This is a genomic window from Methanothermobacter sp. EMTCatA1 (genome assembly GCF_002356395.1).
Taxonomy (GTDB): Archaea; Methanobacteriota; Methanobacteria; order Methanobacteriales; family Methanothermobacteraceae; genus Methanothermobacter; species Methanothermobacter thermautotrophicus.
This window is the reverse complement of record NZ_AP018336.1, coordinates 1,598,672-1,617,332: the sequence shown is the minus strand read 5'-3', so window position 1 is coordinate 1,617,332 and position 18,661 is coordinate 1,598,672. Positions and strand designations below refer to the sequence as shown.

The following is an 18,661-nucleotide window of genomic DNA, read 5'->3' as shown; positions in this document are numbered from 1 at the left end:
TTATCTCCCCGATGATATAAATATTCCACAGTAATTCAATGGAGATTCCCATGAAGAATCCTGCATGGAATACTGAAACGATCCGTGAAATAATCCGGCTTGGAAGGCTCCCCTTCCTTGGAGCCGGCTTTATACTTTATGCCACTGGAGCTGTCCTTGCAGCCATAGAGACTGGACATATCTCAGCGGAACAGTTCATCGCCGGTTACCTCATAGTTATGCCAGCACACCTATCTGTATCCTACAGCAACGACTACTATGACTTTGACCTTGACAGACCGGATTCTTCAACGAAGTACTCCGGTGGAAGCGGTACCCTCCAGAGGCACCCTGAACTGCGAAACTTCGCCTGGAGATTTGCAGTTTTTCTTATAGCCACATCCATAACACTGTCCATAATTTACACCATAACCTTCCGGAACCCCTCAGTACTTCTGCTTACTGTTTCTGGAAGCCTCCTTGGATGGTTCTACAGTGCACCGCCCCTCAGGCTTTCATACAGGGGCCTTGGTGAACTGGCAACCGCCATCACCGGATTCATATTTCCAGCCATGGGATACTCTGTAATGGCAGGTGGGCCTGACATCAGGATTCTGCTCTTCTCGGTACCGATAATGCTCTTGCAGCTCGTATTCATAATAAACGTTGAGATACCCGACCTCCGGGAGGACCTGCTGGGAGGTAAAATGACCCTTCCAGTCCGCCTCGGGGTCAGAGATTCCCGCAGGATAATGGTCCTTGCCTCAGCCGCCGCAACGGTGATGCTGGCCCTTCTTTCATTATCAGAGAGTTTCAGTCCCGGGATCAATTTCCTGGTAATAGCGGCCCTGTCACTCACAGTCACAATCCCGTGCATCCATTCACTCTATGGTTCAGGGGAGAGAGAGGATGTTGCAAGCAAATCTGAGCTTGTTATGAACTCCCTCATACTCTTCGGCATGCTTGACCTCATATATTTAACGACAGTCCTGGTGACCCCATGAAGACCTACAGACTCATGGATGACCTTGAAATATGTGACCTGTCCCTCATCATTGAGGATTCCATGGTCATTGCAGACCTCCACCTGGGCTACGAGCAGTACCTCAACACACAGGGTGTTATGGTACCCGGTTTCCAGTTCAGGAGGATAATTGAACGGATAGACACCATACGGGACGTGTCCGGAGCCTCAGGTATCATCATAAACGGGGACCTTAAACATGAGTTCGGGAGGGTGAGCTGGCAGGAGAACCGTGAGATCATCAGAATGATGCAGTACCTTGAGGAGAACTTCAGGGATATAACCATCATCAGGGGAAACCATGACGCCCTCATACCCTACATGTCACAGGTGTCACATCTCAGTGTCACCGAAACCCTCCGTATATCCGGTTTCCTCCTTGCACACGGCCACGTTGTACCCGAAGACCTTGATGCTGAGACAATAATCATCGGCCATGAACATCCCTGTGTGGGTTTAAGAAGCGGTGAGAGGGTTGAGAAGATCAAATGTTTCCTGCTTGGTCCCTTCAGGGACATGAAACTCCTTGTGATGCCCTCCTTTAACTTCGTTACAGAGGGTTCAGACATCCTCCATGAGGATATACTCTCCCCCTTTCTGAGGGAGTCTGAACTCACTGAATTCCTGGTCTATGGTGTTGAGGACTTTGAGATCTTCGAATTCAGGACCGTGGGGGACCTTCTGAAGTTTCAGCAGAAAACAGGTTATCCGGGTGATTGAATGATAAAGAAACAGGAGAGGATGTACACATCCGGAGAGATACACTCCATACTCCACCCATGGGTGAGTGAATGGTTCAGGAGGACCTTCGATGACTTCACAGAGGCCCAGAGGTATGCCATAATGGACATCCACAGGGGAAGGAATGTCCTGGTATCCTCCCCTACAGGGTCCGGCAAGACCCTCACCGCCTTCCTCTCGATAATCAGCGAACTGACGAGACTTGCAGATGATGGGGAGCTTGAGGACAGTGTCTACTGCATATACATATCACCCCTCAAGGCGTTGGACAACGACATTGAACGGAACCTGGAGGAGCCCCTCAGTGCCATCAGGGATATCGCCGCAGGGGAGGGCAGGGACCTTGAGATAAGGAAGGCTGTCAGGACAGGGGATACCACCAGCTATGAAAGGTCACGGATGCTCAAAAAACCACCCCACATACTGATAACAACTCCTGAGACACTCTCAATACTCCTTGTCGCACCAAAATTCAGGGAAAAGCTTTCAACCGTCCGCTATGTTATAGTTGATGAGATACACTCCCTTGCAGATAATAAGAGGGGAGTCCATCTCTCCCTCAGCCTTGAGAGGCTGCAGCACCTCGTGGGGGACTTCACGAGGATAGGTCTCTCAGCAACCGTCCACCCCCTCGAGAGGGTCGCGCGGTTCCTGGTTGGTTACAGCTACGGTTCAGAGAGGGAGTGTCTGATAGTTGACGTCAGCTACCTGAAGGAACTGGACATCGACCTCATATGCCCCGTGGATGATATCGTTGCCGCTGATCCCGAGGAGATAGGGAACGCCCTCTATGACATCCTCCATGACCTCATAGAGACTCACAGAACAACCCTGATATTCACAAACACCAGGAGCGGTACTGAAAGCGTTGTATATAACCTTAAAAGCCGTTTCCCTGAGAGCTACAGTGATAGCAACATCATGGCCCACCATTCATCACTCTCAAGGGAGATCAGACTTGAAACCGAGGAGAAACTCAAGAGGGGTGAACTGAAGGCGGTTGTTTCATCCACCTCCCTTGAACTCGGTATCGACATAGGCTACATAGACCTTGTGGTGCTTCTGAGTTCCCCCAAATCAGTTTCAAGGGCCCTCCAGAGGATCGGGAGGAGCGGCCATCAGCTTCACCAGAAATCTAAGGGGAGGATAGTTGTTGTGGACAGGGATGACCTTGTTGAGTGTTCACTCATACTCAAAAATGCCCTTGAGGGTAAAATCGACTCCATCAGGGTACCCGAGAACTGCCTGGATGTGCTGGCCCAGCACATATACGGGATGGCCATCGAGAACCCCTGGGACATCGACCATGCCCTTGAGGTCATAAGGAACAGCTACTGTTACAGGAACCTCAGGAGGGAGGATTACCTCTCTGTCCTCAGTTACCTGGCCGGTGAGTACGTGGAACTTGAGGAGAGGTACGTGTACGCCAAGATCTGGGTTGACTATGATAAGAACCAGTTCGGGAGGAGGGGTAAACTTGCAAGGATGCTTTACTCCACCAACATAGGCACGATACCTGATAGAAGCGCTGCGGTTGTGAAGTGCGGCGGTAAGGTCGTGGGGAGGATCGAGGAGGACTTCATGGAGAAGCTCAGGAAGGGGGACACCTTTGTGCTTGGGGGCAGAATATACCGCTTCAACTATGCCAGGGGCATGACCGTGAACGTCACTCCTGCCTCAGGGCCTCCGACGATTCCCTCATGGTTCTCAGAGCAGCTACCCCTCTCCTTTGATCTTGCATTGGATATACAGCGCTTCAGGGATATAATGGATGGAAAGTTTCAGTATGGGCGTTCCAGGAATGAGATAATGGAATTCATAATGAGCTACCTTCATGTGGACGAAAGGGCGGCGTCCTCCATCTACGAATACTTCCGTGAGCAGTACCTCTACGCCGGAATACCCAGTATAAGGAGAATGCTGGTGGAGTACTACACAGGTTTCGGTGGGAGGAAGTTCATTGTATTCCACAGTCTCTTCGGGAGGAGGGTGAACGATGCAATCTCCCGTGCAGTCGCCTACGTCATTGCCAGACGCTACCGGAGGGATGTTATGATATCTGTATCTGACAATGGGTTCTACCTCAGCTCAGAGGGCAAAATGGGTGGTCTTGAGGCCTTCAGGGAACTTGAACCTGAAAACCTGAGGAATGTGCTCAAGAAGGCCCTTGACAGGACAGAGACGCTGGCAAGCAGATTCAGGCACTGTGCTGGCCGTGCACTTATGATACTTCGGAGGTACAGGGGCGAGGAGAAATCGGTTGGCAGGCAGCAGGTTCGGGGTAAGATACTCCTCAAATTTGTGAGTGAACTTGATGATAAGTTCCCTATCCTCGAGGAAGCTCGGAGGGAGGTCATGGAGGACTACATGGACATTGAAAATGCCATCAGGGTGCTTGAATGGATAAGGGACGGTGATATGGAGATAAAACAGATCAACACCCGCATACCATCACCCTTCGCCTTCAACCTTGTGGCACAGGGCTACCTGGATGTCCTCAAATATGAGGACAGGATAGAATTCATAAGGAGAATGCACCAGGCGATAATAGATGAAATAAAAAGGTAGGTAGATGTCCTGAAAACTGGATCAGCTCCTAAGTATGAGCATCCTGTTGCCACCTCTCCTGAACTCATAGTCCACCTCCACCACATCAACATCAACTCCCCTCATCCCATTATTTATTAGTTCCCTTGCATAATCCGCCAGTTCACCGTTTTCCCTGACGATGGGGTACACCCTCACCTCGGAGCCCACCCTTGTGAGTTCTTCAAGGGCTTTTCTATGGAATTCCTGGTCAAGCCTGTGCTCGTAGATGAACAGGAGGTGTGATGAGACCACCAGGTCGAATTCACCGTCATCAAAGGGTAGCTCCCTGAGATCCCCCCTGATGTACAGGGCAGGGTTCAGTCTGTAGCTTTCCTCGAAGCAGCTGCATGCTTCAAGGCGTTTTTCAAGCATCTCATCAGGGGATTTATAGAATTCCCATTTAAAGGTATCTTTAATTCTTTTTAATTCTTCTGTGAGGGTCCGGAGGTGCTCCCTACACCTTTCACCGAGGATCCCTGGTTCCTCGCCGTACATGATGTCACATGCCCTCACATCAAAACCAGCTGCGGCCATGATGGGGGTGAATGAACTGGCACCCCCCGGGCAGTCCAGTATCCGGAGGTCCCTCAGGTCGGGAGGGTTGAGGTTGAACATTTTAAGGTACTCCCTGCATGTGCGGGCCGTGAATAGTGGCCCTTCCACCGGTTCTTTCATGGATTCACTCCTTCAGGTTCTGAAATTAAAGATTGTCATCTCATGGTCCACTACATTAATTATGTTCAATCACCTAATTCACCCTTCACCTCACCGAAATGTTTATATAGGAGTATTCTAACATATAGGTTTGTGTGTCTCATACACACATCACCCCCTTATTATGGCTTTCAACATCCGGGATATTCGTTCTGTTGAAAGCACAAAAAATATCAGCTTCCAGAGATGTGAAAAAATAAAGCACCTCCCCGTTTTTTCACTCCTAACAACCCCCCTTAAAATCTCTGGAAGCTACCCCCCATATTATCACATGCAGGGACTATTTCTAAGTTTATATGAAGGCCAGCTTCAATTTAGTGCATGTTATCATCTCACAGTTTTTCAGCTAAGATCACAGAATACATTCCGCAGATAAACAGAGAACCCTGCTTTTAAAGCATCAAAAGAACACTCCATGATATGAAACGCAAGAGAAACCCCTGAAGACAGAAAACTGATTTTAAAATTAAGCAATAATATAAATGAACAGATCCACATATTAGACTACATGAAAGCACTTGTGGTATATTACTCAAGAACCGGGAACACAAGGGAGGTTGCAGCCAGAATAGCCGATGAACTTGGATGCGATATCGAGGAGATCCATGATACCCAGAAACGTACAGGGATCATAGGATTTATAAAATCAGGTTACCAGGCTGCAAGGGGGAAGGACACCGTCCTTGAACCCTATGAAAAGGACCCCTCCAGTTACGACCTTGTGATAGCTGGAACTCCGGTATGGGCGGGTAAGCCATCTGTACCCATAAGCACCTACCTGAAGGAGAACCGTTCAAAGATAAAGAAGGTGGCCTTCTTCTGCACCTACGGTGGAAGCGGTGCAGAGGGAACATTCAGGACCATGAAGGAAATCCTTGGCATGGAACCCATCGAAACAGTCGCAATCACAGAGAGGGAGATAAAGGAAGATACCTGCGACTGCAAGATAGAACCCTTCGTAAGGGATGTTGAAGAACCATTCAGAGAACCATCAGAACCCCGGTGAATCCATATCCCAGGATGTTGAAGAACCATTCAGAGAACCATCAGAACCCCGGTGAATCTATATCCTCATAGTATGGTTTTATATCAATAACCGGGGAACCTTCCAGCGCATCAAGGCCCCTGACCCTCAGTATCTCCCCACACTCAAGTAGCTCCACAAGACAGAGCCCCACAGGGTTGGGCCTCGCAGGAGCCCTTGTAGAGAAAACACCCCTTTTCTTCCTTTTACCCCTAGGTACCACCCTTAAAACATTCCTCTCAGCCAGGTGCAGCCAGTATAAAACAAAGATGTGGCTGAAGAGTTCAAGACCGTCCACCGCATCCAGGTACTCTGGAAAGATGTGGATCTCACTCTCCTCGCTGGAAAACCTTCCCTGTGCCGGCGCATCGCTCCTGGTCCTGAAGGGGGACCTTACAACCCCAACGGGCCTTATCCTTATTTCCATGTCACTCATCTCAGCTCCGCTATAACGGTGCATGGTGCGCTGTCAACAGATCCAAGCATCCATGGAACAGCAAACACCCTCCCGGTAACCTCCCGGACACTGTCAAGTTTCATGTCCTCTATGAGAAGGAGGGGGTCTCCGTACTCGCGCCTCTCCATGAAGGCGTTCAGATGGGCCATCCTCCCCTCAGAGGGCCTTGATGAAGTGGATATCGATATACAGTCAATTCCAATAGCCCTTATCCCCTTGAAGTTTCTTCTTATATGGTCTATGAGTTCAGGGTCTATCCATGGATTGTCCCTGAGGTAAACATCCTCTCCCCTGCGTGACCCGAAACCTGTTTTTATGATGAGGAGCTCACAGTCAACAAGGTCAATGTCATCCTTTCCTATGGGGACACCTGGACCCGCATCCACCTCAATGATGGAGACCTCATTGAAGATAAGATCATCTATACTGTATTCAGAGATCCTCCTTCCTCCCTCAATGAAGTGGGCCGGTGCATCTATGTGTGTACCTGCATGGTTGCTGGTCCTGATGGTGTGGGTCTCATATCCATCATTCCCTACAGTGGTGTTGATGGTTATGCTGACATCCTCAAGGGATGGGTGGACCGGTGATCTGTCCTCAAGGTGATAGGAGAGCAGCTCATACATTTTTATTCCTCACACCGTGAATGCAGTTTACTGCACTGCTCTATGAAATCCACAACCATATTATCCCTTAGGTAATAGCGTGCCATCTTACCATCCCTCTCATAGTCAACCATCCCGGCGTTCCGGAGGATCCTCAGCTGATGTGAAACCGCTGACTGGGTTACATCCAGTAATGATGCCAGTTCACATACGCAGAGGGAGTCCAGTGAAAGCGCCCTGAGTATCTTAAGTCGTGTTGGCTCAGATAATATCTTAAAAATGTCACAGATCCCCCTTATCTCATCGATGGAGGGCATTTCAGCCCTCACCCTCAGCACCCGTTCCCTGTCTGTATGCTCAATTTCACAGATATCCCTCTTCATGAAATACTTTATAGATGGAACCGTAGATAATAATAACGCAGAGACTCTGGTGAAATATTCGGATGGATTAAAATGGCGGTGGACTGGATAAGGATAAGGGACCTTGTGGGAGAGGAGCACACCTACAGTACAGGTCCCCGTGGAAATGCAGTGGAGATTCGTGTGAGTGAGAGGAAGATAACCGTGACATACCTTCAGGATGATGAACCCGTGCAGAGGGTTTTTATTAAGTCCAATATTGTCTATTATGATTACAGTTCAGAGCATCTGAGAAAAAAGTACAGCTAGAATTGAATTTCGGCTGATCCGCTTTAAGTAATGGAATGATACCATGAAGACCATCATATTTGACATTGATAAGACCCTCCTTGTGGGTTCCCACTGCCACTTCTACTCCTTCAGGCTGGCATTCAGGGAACTGTTTGATGTTGATGTCAGGATAGATATCGGGAACATGCAGGGGATGACCGATAAGGAGATAATATTCAGGACAGCCGCTGAACATGGCCTTGAAATTGATGAAGACGATTTCAGGAGGATAGTTGACAGGATATCATACAACTACAGGCTGAACCTTGGCAGGGATAATATAAGGGCCCTTGATGGTGCCGGGGCGGTCCTTGAGCACCTAAGGGATGCAGGGATACCCCTTGGAGTTGTAACCGGTAACATTGAACCCGTGGCCTGGCTGAAACTCAGGGAAGCATCCTTTGATACCCACTTCCGGTTCGGAGGCTTCGGTAATGAGGGCTGCAGCAGGGCCTCAATTCTGAGGCTGGCCCTTGAAAGAGCTTCAGGTATCTATGGAAACCTCAAGGCAGGGGATGTTATTGCCGTGGGGGACACACCCCGTGATATTGCAGCCGGCCGGGAAGTGGGTGTTACAACGGTGGGGGTTGCAACAGGCGATTTCAGCATGGATGAACTTGAGGATGCTGGTGCAGACCACGTCCTTGAGGGACTGTTTGATGTTGATGCTTTTCTTGAGATAGCAGGGTATCCTTACCCGGTAACCTCAGAGGTTCCAAGATGATTCCTGCAATCAGATAAGGGATTTGTTATCATGAAAGATATCCAGAATAAAACCAGGAAAAGAGGGCTTTGTATTAAGATCCCTCTAACAATAAAAGACCAGAGAGAGGTGCTCAGATGAAGATCCTTATAACAGGTTCCTCGGGCATGCTGGGAAGCGACCTCGTGGACATCCTATCCCGGAGGCATGAGGTTGTAACATCAGGCTCCCTTGACATCCGTGACCTGGAGGGTGTTATGGAACTCCTCAGGGAGACCCGGCCCGACGCCGTTGTACATGCCGCGGCATTCACAGACGTTGACTGTGCAGAAACAGAGAGGGATACAGCATACCAGGTGAACGTGCTTGGCACCAGGAACATTGCAGCTGCGGCATCGGCTGTGGGGTCATCCATTCTCTACATATCAACGGATTACGTCTTTGATGGAGAAAAAGGTGATGGATACCTTGAATTTGATGAACCAAATCCCCTTAACTTCTATGGTAAAACAAAGTACCTCGGCGAGGTTTCGGTGCGTCAGCTTTCAGAGAGGTTCTACATTGTCAGAACATCATGGTTGTTCGGAAGGAACGGGAGAAACTTCGTGGGGACCATGGTTGAACTCGCTGAGAGGGGTCATGAAATAAGCGTTGTGGATGACCAGTACGGATCCCCGACCTACACCCGTGACCTTGCGGCATCCATCGGGAACCTGCTGGAGAGGCCGGCCTACGGGGTCTATCACCTCACAAATTCTGGTCAGTGCTCGTGGTATGAATTTGCCATTGATATATTCAATGAACTCGGCATGGAAGTGTGCCTGAAACCCGTGAAAAGCCATGAATTCCCCAGACCCGCCCGGAGGCCCTCATTCTCTGTTCTCAGAAACTATAACTGGTCCATGGAGGGTTTCAAACCCCTGAGGAACTACCGGGATGCCCTGCGGGATTACATCAAAGATGCGGGTTTTGTAAAATGAATGAAAGTCTTAGGAGGTGAAGCATGAAGGGAATAGTTCTTGCAGGTGGCTCAGGGACCCGCCTCTACCCGATAACAAGGGCTGTTTCAAAGCAGCTGCTGCCGATCTATGATAAACCAATGATATACTACCCCCTATCTGTCCTTATGCTGGCGGGAATAAGGGACATACTTGTAATATCAACACCCCGGGACCTCCCACTCTACAGGGATCTTCTGGGGGACGGCTCGCAGTTCGGGGTCAGGTTCTCCTACAGGGTCCAGGAGGAACCCCGGGGGATTGCGGATGCATTCATCGTGGGTAAAGATTTCATAGGGGACTCAAAGGTTGCCCTTGTTCTGGGTGACAATGTCTTCTACGGGCACAGGTTCAGTGAAATACTCCGCAGGGCGGCTTCACTGGAGGATGGTGCTGTCATATTCGGTTACTATGTCAGAGATCCGCGTCCCTTCGGCGTGGTTGAATTTGACAGTGAAGGCAGGGTTATCTCCATTGAGGAGAAACCATCACGGCCAAAATCAAATTACGTTGTACCCGGCCTCTACTTCTATGACAACCAGGTTGTTGAGATCGCGAGGAGGATAGAACCATCAGAGAGGGGTGAGCTTGAGATAACATCAGTCAATGAGGAATACCTCAGGATGGGTAAACTCAGGGTCGAGCTCATGGGTCGTGGTATGGCCTGGCTGGATACAGGGACCCATGATGGTCTCCTTGAGGCAAGCAGCTTCATAGAAACAATACAGAAGAGGCAGGGTTTCTACATTGCATGCCTGGAGGAGATCGCCTACAACAATGGCTGGATCACCAGGGAGGATGTGCTTGAAATGGCCGAAAAGCTTGAAAAAACAGATTACGGTAAGTACCTCAGGGACCTTGCGGAGGGGAACTTCCATGGCTGAATTCCGGTTCATAAAAACCAGCCTTGATGGTGCCATAATCATAGAACCCGAGGTGTACACGGACGAGAGGGGATACTTCATGGAGACCTTCAATGAGGCCATGTTCCAGGAAAATGGCCTTGAAGTCAGGTTTGTGCAGGACAACGAGTCCATGTCAGTTAGGGGTGTCCTCAGGGGACTGCACTTCCAGAGAGAAAAGCCCCAGGGAAAACTTGTGAGGGTTATAAGGGGCGAAATCTTTGATGTTGCAGTGGACCTCAGGAAGAACTCAGATACCTATGGTGAATGGACTGGCGTCAGGCTCTCAGATGAGAACAGGAGGGAGTTTTTCATTCCAGAGGGCTTTGCACATGGATTCCTGGCCCTATCAGATGAGTGCATAGTTAACTACAAGTGCACCGAGCTTTACCACCCCGAATATGACTCAGGGATCCCCTGGGACGACCCTGACATTGGAATAGACTGGCCACTTGAAATGGTGGATGATCTGATAATCTCAGAGAAGGACAGGAACTGGAAACCCCTCAGGGAGAACCCTGTATACCTGTGAGGAGATCTGAATGGAGAAGATTCTTGTAACCGGGGGGGCTGGTTTCATAGGGAGCAACTTCATAAGGTACATGCTCCAGGAACACCCCTACCATATAATAAACCTTGACGCCCTCACTTACTGCGGAAACCTTGAGAACCTGAGGGGGGTTGAGGATGACCCCCGCTACACCTTTGTGAGGGGGAGCATAACCGACAGGAAACTCGTGGATGGAATCATAAAGGACGTGGACGCCGTCATTAACTTTGCAGCGGAGTCACATGTGGACCGCAGCATCGAGGATCCAGAGATATTCATAAGGACAAATATCCTGGGCACACAGACTCTGCTGGAGGCCTCAAGGAAACATGGAGTTGAAAGGTTCATACAGATCTCAACCGATGAGGTCTATGGTTCAGCAGAGAAGGGTTACTTCACAGAGGAGACACCCCTGGCACCCAACAGCCCCTACTCCGCCAGCAAGGCCTCCGCGGATCTCATGGTGAGGGCATATCACAGGACCTATGGCCTGCCAGTCAATATAACCCGCTGCTCAAACAACTATGGACCCTACCAGTTCCCTGAAAAACTCATACCCTTAATGATAACAAATGCCCTTGAGAATAAGCCGCTGCCTGTCTACGGTGATGGGATGAATGTCAGGGACTGGATACATGTCCTGGACCACTGCAGGGCAGTTGACCTTGTTCTGCACCGCGGACGTGTAGGTGAGGTCTACAATATAGGGGGTAACAGTGAGAGGAGGAACATAGAGATCGTTGAGCTGATAGTGAGGGAGCTTGGCAGGGATGAATCCCTCATAAGGTTCGTTGAGGACCGCCCGGGACATGACCGGAGATATGCAATCGATGCCAGTAAGATACGGAATGAACTTGGCTGGAAGCCCCTTTACTCCTTTGAGGAGGGTATCAGGGAGACCATAAGGTGGTACATTGATAACAGGGACTGGTGGGAGAATATAAAGAGCGGGGAGTACCTCAGGTACTATGAGAGAATGTACGGTGGGAGGCTGCAGGGTTAGTGGTCTTTTTCTGATGGATGCTATTCCGGATCTCCCCAAGATTAATCTCCATGAAATTCCTGAGAAAGAATATTCCGGATCTCCCCAAGATTAATCTCCATGAAATTCCTGAGAAAGAATATTCCGGATCTCCCCAAGATTAATCTCCATGAAATTCCTGAGAAAGGATATTCCGGATCTCCCCAAGATTAATCTCTATGAAATTCCTGCTTGAGGGATCTGCAAGTATCCCCAGCTGTTTTTTTCCTGTTTTCAGGTGGGCCGCCTCGAGGATGTTCTGGATATCAGAGATGTCCATTTGAAGGACGGCCCTCACTCTCTCCCTGTCAGATTCTGAGAGCTGCGAATACCCCTCGATTATCTGCGACCTGAATTTTGAGGCCAGGTTTGTCCTTCCACGAGCCCAGCGCCTTAGAATGAATGATGGGACCCTTGTGAAGAGTTCAAGGGCTTCAATAACATCGTCCTCGGTTATTTTCATGATCATATCTGTGGCGATAGGTTTATATAACACTAACCCACAGAATGTTAGTAAGTACTTACATAAGTGGTATCATGGTCTCAACAGAGAAGAGGATAACCAATGCTGCAAGGGAACTCTTCATAAAGAGGGGGTACAGGGGTACAGCTACCCGGAGGGTTGCTGAAAACCCTGCTTCAAGGATACTTCTAAAGCATATGACAGGAGAGTGCCGGAAGGACGGAGCTCCAAGAATAGAAAGTGCCCTGAAACATTTCCTCCATGGTGATGAATGCTGCTTTGAGTGCAGGTTACTGTCCAGTATCCTTGGACTCATAGTGAAGAGGGGAGCAGATGCCTTTGGCGTGAAGGAGGAGGATATACGGGAACAGATGCATGATCAATACTGGTTCAGGGGCCTCATCAGCGTCCTCAGGGGCATCGGGTTTTTCGGTGTTAACAGGCCATTCATACCCGGAGCCCCCTTCCAGGTTGTATGGAACATTACAAAGCGCTGCAACCTGAAATGTAAACACTGCTATGAATACGCCGGTGAAAAGTCATCTGAAATGAAACCCTCTGAAGGTCTCAGGGTTATAGACACCCTCGCAGACGCAGGTGTAACATCCCTTGCCTTTTCGGGTGGAGAACCAAGCATACACCCCACCATAATAGAGTACATATCAAGGTCCCATGAAAACGGCATGTACACTGCCATGGCAACCAATGGCTACATCTTCAGTGACATGGATGCTTGCAGTAAATTCGTCGATGCGGGTCTGCAGTTTGTCCAGATAAGCATAGATTCAATAAGGCCAGAGGTCCATGACAGATTCCGTGGTGTTGATGGCTCATGGGAGAGGGCCTGTGAGGCCGTTAAAAACTTCTCAGAGTATGACATCCTTGTGGAGGTTGCGACCACTGTAACCTCAGAGAACTGTATGCATCTGTCCGGCATGGGTGAATTCTTCCATGATCTGGGTGCAGACTGGTTCATGCTCTACAACTTCATACCCGCTGGCAGGGGAAATGAGAACCAGGAACTGGACATAAGCCCAGGTGAAAGATACAGGGTCCTCTGTGATGCCCACCACAGTAACCTCCAGGAGAAAATCCAGATACTTTCAACGGCGCCACAGTTCGCACCCATTGCAGCGGGTCTCAGCCATGATAAGAAGATAATACCCACCCACTTCTATAACCCCGAATACACAGAGGAAACTCTTCAGCTGGCTGAATTCATCGGTGGATGTGGCGCTGGAAGATTTTACATTAGCATAGAACCTGATGGCGATATCTACCCCTGCGTATTTTTCCCCCACCGTGAGGATATGCGTGTGGGAAACATTCTCGAAGACAGCTTTGAAGATTTATGGAAGACAAATAAGGTCCTCAAGACCCTCAGGGACAGGGATGAACTCACAGGACACTGCGGATCATGCGAATCAAGATACATCTGCGGCGGCTGCAGAGCACGAGCCCTATCCTACCTTGGGGACATCCGTTCACCGGACCCTGGCTGTGTGAACAACATGAGGGAATGGTGCAGAATCTGTGGAGAAAAAGAGACTGGTGGTGTTTAATTGGACGTCGTGCTTATAAACCCCGAGGACAGGACAGCTGTGAAAAATAAACTGGGCTTTGTTTTGCCGCCCCTCAACCTGATGTACCTTGGAGCCTCCCTTGAAAGGGCATCCTTCAGTGTTAAGATAATCGACGATGACCTCCGGAGAATGGGAGTTGAGGGGGTTGCCAGACTCGTTGAGAGGATCAACCCCTTCATCGTGGGAATAACCGCAACCACCGCAACAATAAGAACATCCCTCGAGTACATAAAGGCCATAAAGGATCGTTTACCCAACGTCCTGACGGTTATAGGCGGTCCTCACCCCACATTTCTCCCTGTAGACACACTGATTGATGTTGTTGTCATGGGTGAGGGTGAGGCCACCATCGTTGACCTTGCAGAGAACCATGAGAGGGGAGGATCCCTGGAGGGTGTTGCAGGTATCACCTACCGCGATGGTGACAGGATACGGACAAACGAACCCCGGGCCCTCATAGAGGACCTTGATGAGATACCCTTCCCCGCAAGGCACCTGGTGCCCTTCAGGGACTATGAGACATCCAGCCAGGACGCCGGGGGGATGATAACCAGCCGCGGCTGTGTCTACCCCTGCAGGTACTGTTCATCATCCCTCATAATGGGTAAGAAGTTCAGATTCAGGAGCCCGGAGAACGTAGTGGATGAGGTTGAGGAACTTGTGGAGGTTTATGGCCTTCATGATATAGCATTCCTTGACGACACCTTCATGCTCCACCGACCCCGTGCCAGGGAGATCTCTGAGGAGATCCGGAGGAGGAACCTTGATGTGAGCTTTGTCACGTCCTCAAGGGTGGATATGGTCCAGGAGTCCCTTCTCAGGGACCTGAGGAACGCTGGAATGAGCACAATATATTATGGTGTTGAATCAGGGTGTCAGCGCGTCCTTGATATGATGAAAAAGGGCATAACCGTGAAGCAGGCCGAGGATGCTGTGAGGGTCACCAAGAAGGTTGGGGTGGATGTCATAACATCCTTCATACTGGGATATCCCGGTGAAAAACCCTCCGAGATGGACCGGACCATAGACTTTTCAATAAAGCTTGACCCGGACTACAGCCAGTACTCCATACTGACCCCATTCCCCGGCACCCCGATCTATGCGGAGCTCAAGAGCCAGGGACTCATTGAAGATGACTGGGAGAATTACACCGTTATAAAGCCGGTTATCAAATACGAGAAGCTCGGACTGAGCCGTGAACTCATCCAGAAAAAACTCGTGAAGGCCTACCTCAAGTTCTATTCAAGACCACGTTACCTCCTGAAGCACAGTTACATGATACGCGTATTCTTCGAAACCCTCTACAGGACCTATATCGAGCCAAAGATCCCCTTCAAAAAGGACAGATGATGGGTATATCTAATGAAATCAAAGCTCCGATGATAAAAAAAGAGTGGTGGTGGGTTCAGGGTGCCACCGGCATTCTGAACACCCCCACATTAACACCTCCAAGGCCCACACGGTTTATTATTCCAATTTTCCCTGACCCTTCAAGTTCAAGGTAGCTTGTTGAATTCCTTATAACCCTGAGACCTGCCGGTTCAAATGCTATACCCCCGTAATCCACTGAACCCGTGATTCTAAGGACGTTGTCAGGTGAAATGGCCAGTGCTGTCCCCCCTATGGTGACATCGGTGCTCAGATTACCGCTGGCCCTCAGATTCTGATGCAGGTCTGCTATGTAGAAACCGCCGGTGTTAACACGGAAGGACGCATTCCTGAAGGTGGAATTTCCGATGAGCACCGTCCCTCCCCCTGCGTACTGAATGGTTGAGTTGAGGTTTTCTATCCTTGAATCGTTGGCAAGTACAACCATTAATCCGCCTGTCTTTGTCCTGATGGTGATGTTGTAGATGTACCTGTTTGACAGGATTATCCTTGCGGTGCCTGTGTCCATTGTAATGTTCAGGTTCAGGTTTTCACCGTTCACCGCATGTTTAACCCCCGGAACTGGGCTTGTGGAATTCCTCTGTGTCTCAACCGTGTAAACCCTTTCTGATGTGTTTGTAAATTCAAGTTCAACGTCGCTGGCATTCGATTCAAGGTTCACAGTCACATATCTGACCTCTGATACCTCGCTTGAGTTAAGTGTGAAGTTCTGAGCCACCTCCTTATCCTTCGGCTGCAGGAGCGGTGCTGCAGATGCAACGATGAATGCAGCCACAAGTACTATGAGGAGGACGGCCCCTGCAATGTTCATCCTGTCCATCATAACACCCCCAGAATCATCATCAGAACTGTTATCACAAGGGCTGGAAGTGCAAATACCGATAGAAATGCCCTTCCGTAGTCGATTCCATGTTCAGCAGCCACGGCAGCCATGGCAGTTGTAATGACCCAGATGTACATCACCACAAGGAGTGCTGTGGATGTAAAGATGGTCCTCCAGAGTATCAGGGTCATGAAGGCAAATATTCCAACCACGAAGGGGGCCGCTGCAAAGCCCATCATCTTGAGGGTTCCTGCGAATGTCCCCTCCCCACCGAAAACCTTCGATGCAATTATGTGGGATATCAGAGCCCATACCAGAAGTTTTATGAAGGAAACAATCAGCACAGCAACTGCAAATAGAATGGGAACTGCAATTCCTGCTCCTGTTGCGGTCGACAACACACCCCCCAGCATGTATCCGAGAAATGCTGATAGGAAGATGTAGAGGTAGATGCCCTGACCTTCAAGACCCCTCTCTCTGACCCTCCTGAAGGCCTCCTCGGGTGATGCAAGGACAAGTATCATGTCCCTGGAAAAGTTCATTATTCTGTTCAAAGAATTAACCTCCCGTCATGTATCTCAATCTTCTCAATCCATATCAACTTCACCGCTCTTCGTACATTTCACAACAGCTGGAAAGGCATTCCCATGGTATCACCTCCCTTTCTCCTTGAGAGAATTACTCAGCCTCCCTCTCAATGAATTCCTTCACGTCCCTTATGGATGACATGAACTGGGCCGGAAATACTATCGTTGAATTTTTCTCTGTGGCTATTTCAGCCAGTACCTGCAGATTTCTCAGTTGAAGGGCCACCGGATGTTTTTCAATCACATCAGCGGCCTCTCCCAGCTTTGCTGCTGAGAGGTACTCCCCCTCTGCAGTGATTATCTTGGCACGTTTTTCTCTTTCAGCCTCTGCCTGTCTGGCCATGGCCCGCTGCATCCCCTCAGGAAGTTTTATATCCTTTATCTCCACCGTTGTTACGTTTATGCCCCATGGTTCGCTGTGCTCGTCTATTATCTCCTTTATCTTCTCATTTATCCTTGCTGTTTCTGAGAGGACCTCGTCAAGGACAAACTGGCCTATGACGTTCCTGACTGTTGTCTGGGATATCTGGTTAACCGCACCATAATAGTCCTCAATTGCAACAACGGCCCTGAGAGGGTCTGCAACCTTGAAGTAGGCAACTGCGGCCACATCTATTGAAACATTGTCCTGTGTTATTATCTTCTGGGATGGTATGGGCATCGTAACTATTCGAAGTGAAACCCTTACCATGCGATCAATAATCGGGATTATTATGCGAAGACCTGGCTCCCTGACGCCTATAACCTTCCCCAGTCTGAAAACAACACCCCTCTCGTACTGTTTAACTATCTTCAGGCTCAGAGAAATAATAACGATTATCACAGCAGCCAGCAATCCTGCAGTTAAAATATCCATATGCACCTCCCCCCATCTTTCCGTATGTTTATCTGGACCCGCGCCCATATCTAGATTTCGATGCGGAACTTGTCCTTCGTAATAGGGTAGTATACTGAAGTTGACAGTTAAAGTAAAACTAAAAACCATGAAAGGGTAAAGTATTTTCAGCAGTCAGATCAACTTCATAATGGGATTGACATGGATTACTGGAAGCTCATAAGAGCCAAGGAAATCACCCTACTATTCCTCATCATCCTTGACATAGTGCTACTCAGCTACATATCATTTTACCCATCAAATCCCTTGACCGTAAACGCCATAAACCAGTTTGACCTCATCCTCTGCGCAATCCTATTCATAGAATTCTCAGTAAACCTGAAAAGGGCGGAGGACCGTAAAAAATTCCTGCTGGAAAACTGGCCTGATATAATCGCATTCCTCCCGGTGGACTTCTTCAGGGCATTTCGTTTTATAAGGATAATAAGGGTTGTGAAGGTCATCGCCCTCTTCAGAAAGTACCTCAAGAAGTTTTTCGCCTTCCTTGTGGAGACACACCTTGACCAGGCCGTGGGAACACTCCTAATTGCACTCGTGGCCGGGACAATGTTCTTTTACATGATGGAGTCAGAGGTCAACAGCTCCCTCCATGGACCCCTGGACTCCCTCTGGTACAGTCTAACAACAATAATAGCCGGGGAGGTCGTGATACCCCCCAGGACCATCTATGGAAAGGCCATAACAAGCATCCTCATGCTGGTTGGTGTCACCTTTGTGGGGTTCCTGACAGCTTCACTTGCCTCATGGTTTGTCAGGAACCCCGATGAGGAGCGCGAAGTCCATGAAAGGATCGAGGAAATAGAAAGGGGCATAGAGGACCTCAGAAGGGAGGTTGCTGAAATCAAGGAGATACTGAAGAAAAGATGATTCATTATCTGAGGAATTTAATCTAAAGAGTTTTCTCATCGGGACACCGTTACTT

General features: G+C 49.2%; 21 protein-coding genes. 13 read left to right on the top strand and 8 right to left on the bottom strand.

Features of this window, described 5'->3' with window-relative positions; genetic code table 11:
- The first annotated feature begins 50 nt into the window (after nt 1-50).
- Genes tca_RS08645 through tca_RS08635 form a run of 3 tightly spaced genes read left to right on the top strand, consistent with a single transcriptional unit; the run spans nt 51 to nt 4,312 of the window.
- Complete coding sequence (locus tca_RS08645; protein ID WP_170130337.1) at nt 51-983, top strand: prenyltransferase; 933 nt, start codon at nt 51-53, stop codon at nt 981-983.
- Nucleotides 980-1,723, top strand: a complete 744-nt coding sequence (locus tag tca_RS08640) for a metallophosphoesterase (RefSeq protein ID WP_115892845.1) — start codon at nt 980-982, stop codon at nt 1,721-1,723. Before tca_RS08645 ends, tca_RS08640 begins: the two co-directional genes overlap by 4 nt.
- A complete protein-coding gene (locus tag tca_RS08635) occupies nt 1,724-4,312 on the top strand; it encodes an ATP-dependent helicase (protein ID WP_115892844.1) in 2,589 nt (862 codons plus the stop codon). It begins immediately after the preceding gene.
- Between the two features lie 21 nt (nt 4,313-4,333).
- On the opposite strand, the gene tca_RS08630 is transcribed toward tca_RS08635, so the two are convergent.
- Nucleotides 4,334-5,008: a class I SAM-dependent methyltransferase gene (locus tag tca_RS08630; protein WP_286708876.1), complete on the bottom strand. Its 675-nt coding sequence runs from the start codon at nt 5,006-5,008 to the stop codon at nt 4,334-4,336.
- A gap of 547 nt (nt 5,009-5,555) precedes the next feature.
- Between tca_RS08630 and tca_RS08625 the strand changes: the two genes are divergently transcribed.
- Nucleotides 5,556-6,053, top strand: coding sequence for a flavodoxin (locus tca_RS08625; RefSeq protein WP_115892842.1), 498 nt, complete (start codon nt 5,556-5,558; stop codon nt 6,051-6,053).
- Nucleotides 6,054-6,093: 40 nt separating this feature from the next.
- Here tca_RS08625 and tsaA read toward each other — a convergent pair whose 3' ends face one another.
- The 3 genes from tsaA to tca_RS08610 are packed head-to-tail and all read right to left on the bottom strand — an operon-like array spanning nt 6,094 to nt 7,516.
- Nucleotides 6,094-6,507: a tRNA (N6-threonylcarbamoyladenosine(37)-N6)-methyltransferase TrmO gene (gene tsaA / locus tca_RS08620; RefSeq protein ID WP_115892841.1), complete on the bottom strand. Its 414-nt coding sequence runs from the start codon at nt 6,505-6,507 to the stop codon at nt 6,094-6,096.
- A complete protein-coding gene (locus tag tca_RS08615; protein WP_115892840.1) occupies nt 6,504-7,154 on the bottom strand; it encodes a cyclase family protein in 651 nt (216 codons plus the stop codon). The genes tsaA and tca_RS08615 overlap by 4 nt, the downstream gene beginning before the upstream one ends.
- 2 nt (nt 7,155-7,156) lie before the next feature.
- A complete protein-coding gene (locus tag tca_RS08610) occupies nt 7,157-7,516 on the bottom strand; it encodes a helix-turn-helix transcriptional regulator (protein ID WP_115892839.1) in 360 nt (119 codons plus the stop codon).
- A 72-nt stretch (nt 7,517-7,588) separates the two neighbouring features.
- On the opposite strand from tca_RS08610, the gene tca_RS08605 reads away from it, so the two are divergent.
- The 6 genes from tca_RS08605 to rfbB all read left to right on the top strand — a co-directional run bounded on the left by tca_RS08605 (nt 7,589) and on the right by rfbB (nt 11,981).
- On the top strand, nt 7,589-7,804 hold the full coding sequence (locus tca_RS08605) for a hypothetical protein (RefSeq protein WP_010877396.1): 216 nt from the start codon (nt 7,589-7,591) through the stop codon (nt 7,802-7,804).
- Between the two features lie 43 nt (nt 7,805-7,847).
- Nucleotides 7,848-8,549, top strand: a complete 702-nt coding sequence (locus tca_RS08600) for an HAD family hydrolase (RefSeq protein WP_115892838.1) — start codon at nt 7,848-7,850, stop codon at nt 8,547-8,549.
- A gap of 116 nt (nt 8,550-8,665) precedes the next feature.
- Nucleotides 8,666-9,508 (top strand): dTDP-4-dehydrorhamnose reductase, encoded by an 843-nt coding sequence (rfbD, locus tag tca_RS08595; protein WP_115892837.1) that lies wholly within the window; start codon nt 8,666-8,668, stop codon nt 9,506-9,508.
- Between the two features lie 23 nt (nt 9,509-9,531).
- Nucleotides 9,532-10,410 (top strand): glucose-1-phosphate thymidylyltransferase RfbA, encoded by an 879-nt coding sequence (gene rfbA / locus tca_RS08590; protein ID WP_115892836.1) that lies wholly within the window; start codon nt 9,532-9,534, stop codon nt 10,408-10,410.
- Nucleotides 10,403-10,960 carry a dTDP-4-dehydrorhamnose 3,5-epimerase gene (gene rfbC, locus tca_RS08585; RefSeq protein ID WP_115892835.1) on the top strand — a complete coding sequence of 186 codons (558 nt, stop codon included), beginning with the start codon at nt 10,403-10,405 and terminating at the stop codon, nt 10,958-10,960. Before rfbA ends, rfbC begins: the two co-directional genes overlap by 8 nt.
- 10 nt (nt 10,961-10,970) lie before the next feature.
- Nucleotides 10,971-11,981, top strand: coding sequence for a dTDP-glucose 4,6-dehydratase (rfbB, locus tag tca_RS08580; RefSeq protein WP_115892834.1), 1,011 nt, complete (start codon nt 10,971-10,973; stop codon nt 11,979-11,981).
- Nucleotides 11,982-12,120: 139 nt separating this feature from the next.
- Here the strand turns inward: rfbB and tca_RS08575 are convergent, their stop codons facing one another.
- Complete coding sequence (locus tca_RS08575) at nt 12,121-12,462, bottom strand: hypothetical protein (protein WP_170130336.1); 342 nt, start codon at nt 12,460-12,462, stop codon at nt 12,121-12,123.
- A 44-nt stretch (nt 12,463-12,506) separates the two neighbouring features.
- On the opposite strand from tca_RS08575, the gene tca_RS08570 reads away from it, so the two are divergent.
- A complete protein-coding gene (locus tca_RS08570; protein WP_286708875.1) occupies nt 12,507-14,024 on the top strand; it encodes a radical SAM/SPASM domain-containing protein in 1,518 nt (505 codons plus the stop codon).
- Between the two features lie 9 nt (nt 14,025-14,033).
- Nucleotides 14,034-15,395: a B12-binding domain-containing radical SAM protein gene (locus tca_RS08565; RefSeq protein ID WP_286709253.1), complete on the top strand. Its 1,362-nt coding sequence runs from the start codon at nt 14,034-14,036 to the stop codon at nt 15,393-15,395.
- Between the two features lie 55 nt (nt 15,396-15,450).
- Here the strand turns inward: tca_RS08565 and tca_RS08560 are convergent, their stop codons facing one another.
- From tca_RS08560 to tca_RS08550, 3 genes are all read right to left on the bottom strand, one after another.
- On the bottom strand, nt 15,451-16,254 hold the full coding sequence (locus tag tca_RS08560) for a hypothetical protein (RefSeq protein WP_269899369.1): 804 nt from the start codon (nt 16,252-16,254) through the stop codon (nt 15,451-15,453).
- A complete protein-coding gene (locus tag tca_RS08555) occupies nt 16,254-16,811 on the bottom strand; it encodes a YIP1 family protein (protein ID WP_010877383.1) in 558 nt (185 codons plus the stop codon). The genes tca_RS08560 and tca_RS08555 overlap by 1 nt, the downstream gene beginning before the upstream one ends.
- Nucleotides 16,812-16,935: 124 nt before the next feature.
- On the bottom strand, nt 16,936-17,700 hold the full coding sequence (locus tca_RS08550) for a slipin family protein (protein ID WP_115892828.1): 765 nt from the start codon (nt 17,698-17,700) through the stop codon (nt 16,936-16,938).
- A gap of 180 nt (nt 17,701-17,880) precedes the next feature.
- Between tca_RS08550 and tca_RS08545 the strand changes: the two genes are divergently transcribed.
- Nucleotides 17,881-18,606 (top strand): potassium channel family protein, encoded by a 726-nt coding sequence (locus tca_RS08545; RefSeq protein ID WP_286708874.1) that lies wholly within the window; start codon nt 17,881-17,883, stop codon nt 18,604-18,606.
- Nucleotides 18,607-18,661: the final 55 nt, after the last annotated feature.

What these genes read in the sequence shown, in the direction of transcription:
- rfbA (WP_115892836.1), top strand. Translation starts at nt 9,532, where the DNA reads ATGAAGGGAATAGTTCTTGCAGGTGGCTCAGGGACCCGCCTCTACCCG.
- tca_RS08635 (WP_115892844.1), top strand. Translation starts at nt 1,724, where the DNA reads ATGATAAAGAAACAGGAGAGGATGTACACATCCGGAGAGATACACTCC.
- tca_RS08575 (WP_170130336.1), bottom strand. Translation starts at nt 12,462, where the DNA reads ATGAAAATAACCGAGGACGATGTTATTGAAGCCCTTGAACTCTTCACA.
- tca_RS08615 (WP_115892840.1), bottom strand. Translation starts at nt 7,154, where the DNA reads ATGTATGAGCTGCTCTCCTATCACCTTGAGGACAGATCACCGGTCCAC.
- tca_RS08550 (WP_115892828.1), bottom strand. Translation starts at nt 17,700, where the DNA reads ATGGATATTTTAACTGCAGGATTGCTGGCTGCTGTGATAATCGTTATT.
- tca_RS08545 (WP_286708874.1), top strand. Translation starts at nt 17,881, where the DNA reads ATGGATTACTGGAAGCTCATAAGAGCCAAGGAAATCACCCTACTATTC.
- tsaA (WP_115892841.1), bottom strand. Translation starts at nt 6,507, where the DNA reads ATGAGTGACATGGAAATAAGGATAAGGCCCGTTGGGGTTGTAAGGTCC.
- tca_RS08560 (WP_269899369.1), bottom strand. Translation starts at nt 16,254, where the DNA reads ATGGACAGGATGAACATTGCAGGGGCCGTCCTCCTCATAGTACTTGTG.
- rfbC (WP_115892835.1), top strand. Translation starts at nt 10,403, where the DNA reads ATGGCTGAATTCCGGTTCATAAAAACCAGCCTTGATGGTGCCATAATC.
- tca_RS08605 (WP_010877396.1), top strand. Translation starts at nt 7,589, where the DNA reads ATGGCGGTGGACTGGATAAGGATAAGGGACCTTGTGGGAGAGGAGCAC.
- tca_RS08625 (WP_115892842.1), top strand. Translation starts at nt 5,556, where the DNA reads ATGAAAGCACTTGTGGTATATTACTCAAGAACCGGGAACACAAGGGAG.
- tca_RS08570 (WP_286708875.1), top strand. Translation starts at nt 12,507, where the DNA reads ATGTTAGTAAGTACTTACATAAGTGGTATCATGGTCTCAACAGAGAAG.
- tca_RS08645 (WP_170130337.1), top strand. Translation starts at nt 51, where the DNA reads ATGAAGAATCCTGCATGGAATACTGAAACGATCCGTGAAATAATCCGG.
- tca_RS08600 (WP_115892838.1), top strand. Translation starts at nt 7,848, where the DNA reads ATGAAGACCATCATATTTGACATTGATAAGACCCTCCTTGTGGGTTCC.
- rfbD (WP_115892837.1), top strand. Translation starts at nt 8,666, where the DNA reads ATGAAGATCCTTATAACAGGTTCCTCGGGCATGCTGGGAAGCGACCTC.
- rfbB (WP_115892834.1), top strand. Translation starts at nt 10,971, where the DNA reads ATGGAGAAGATTCTTGTAACCGGGGGGGCTGGTTTCATAGGGAGCAAC.
- tca_RS08610 (WP_115892839.1), bottom strand. Translation starts at nt 7,516, where the DNA reads ATGAAGAGGGATATCTGTGAAATTGAGCATACAGACAGGGAACGGGTG.
- tca_RS08640 (WP_115892845.1), top strand. Translation starts at nt 980, where the DNA reads ATGAAGACCTACAGACTCATGGATGACCTTGAAATATGTGACCTGTCC.
- tca_RS08630 (WP_286708876.1), bottom strand. Translation starts at nt 5,008, where the DNA reads ATGAAAGAACCGGTGGAAGGGCCACTATTCACGGCCCGCACATGCAGG.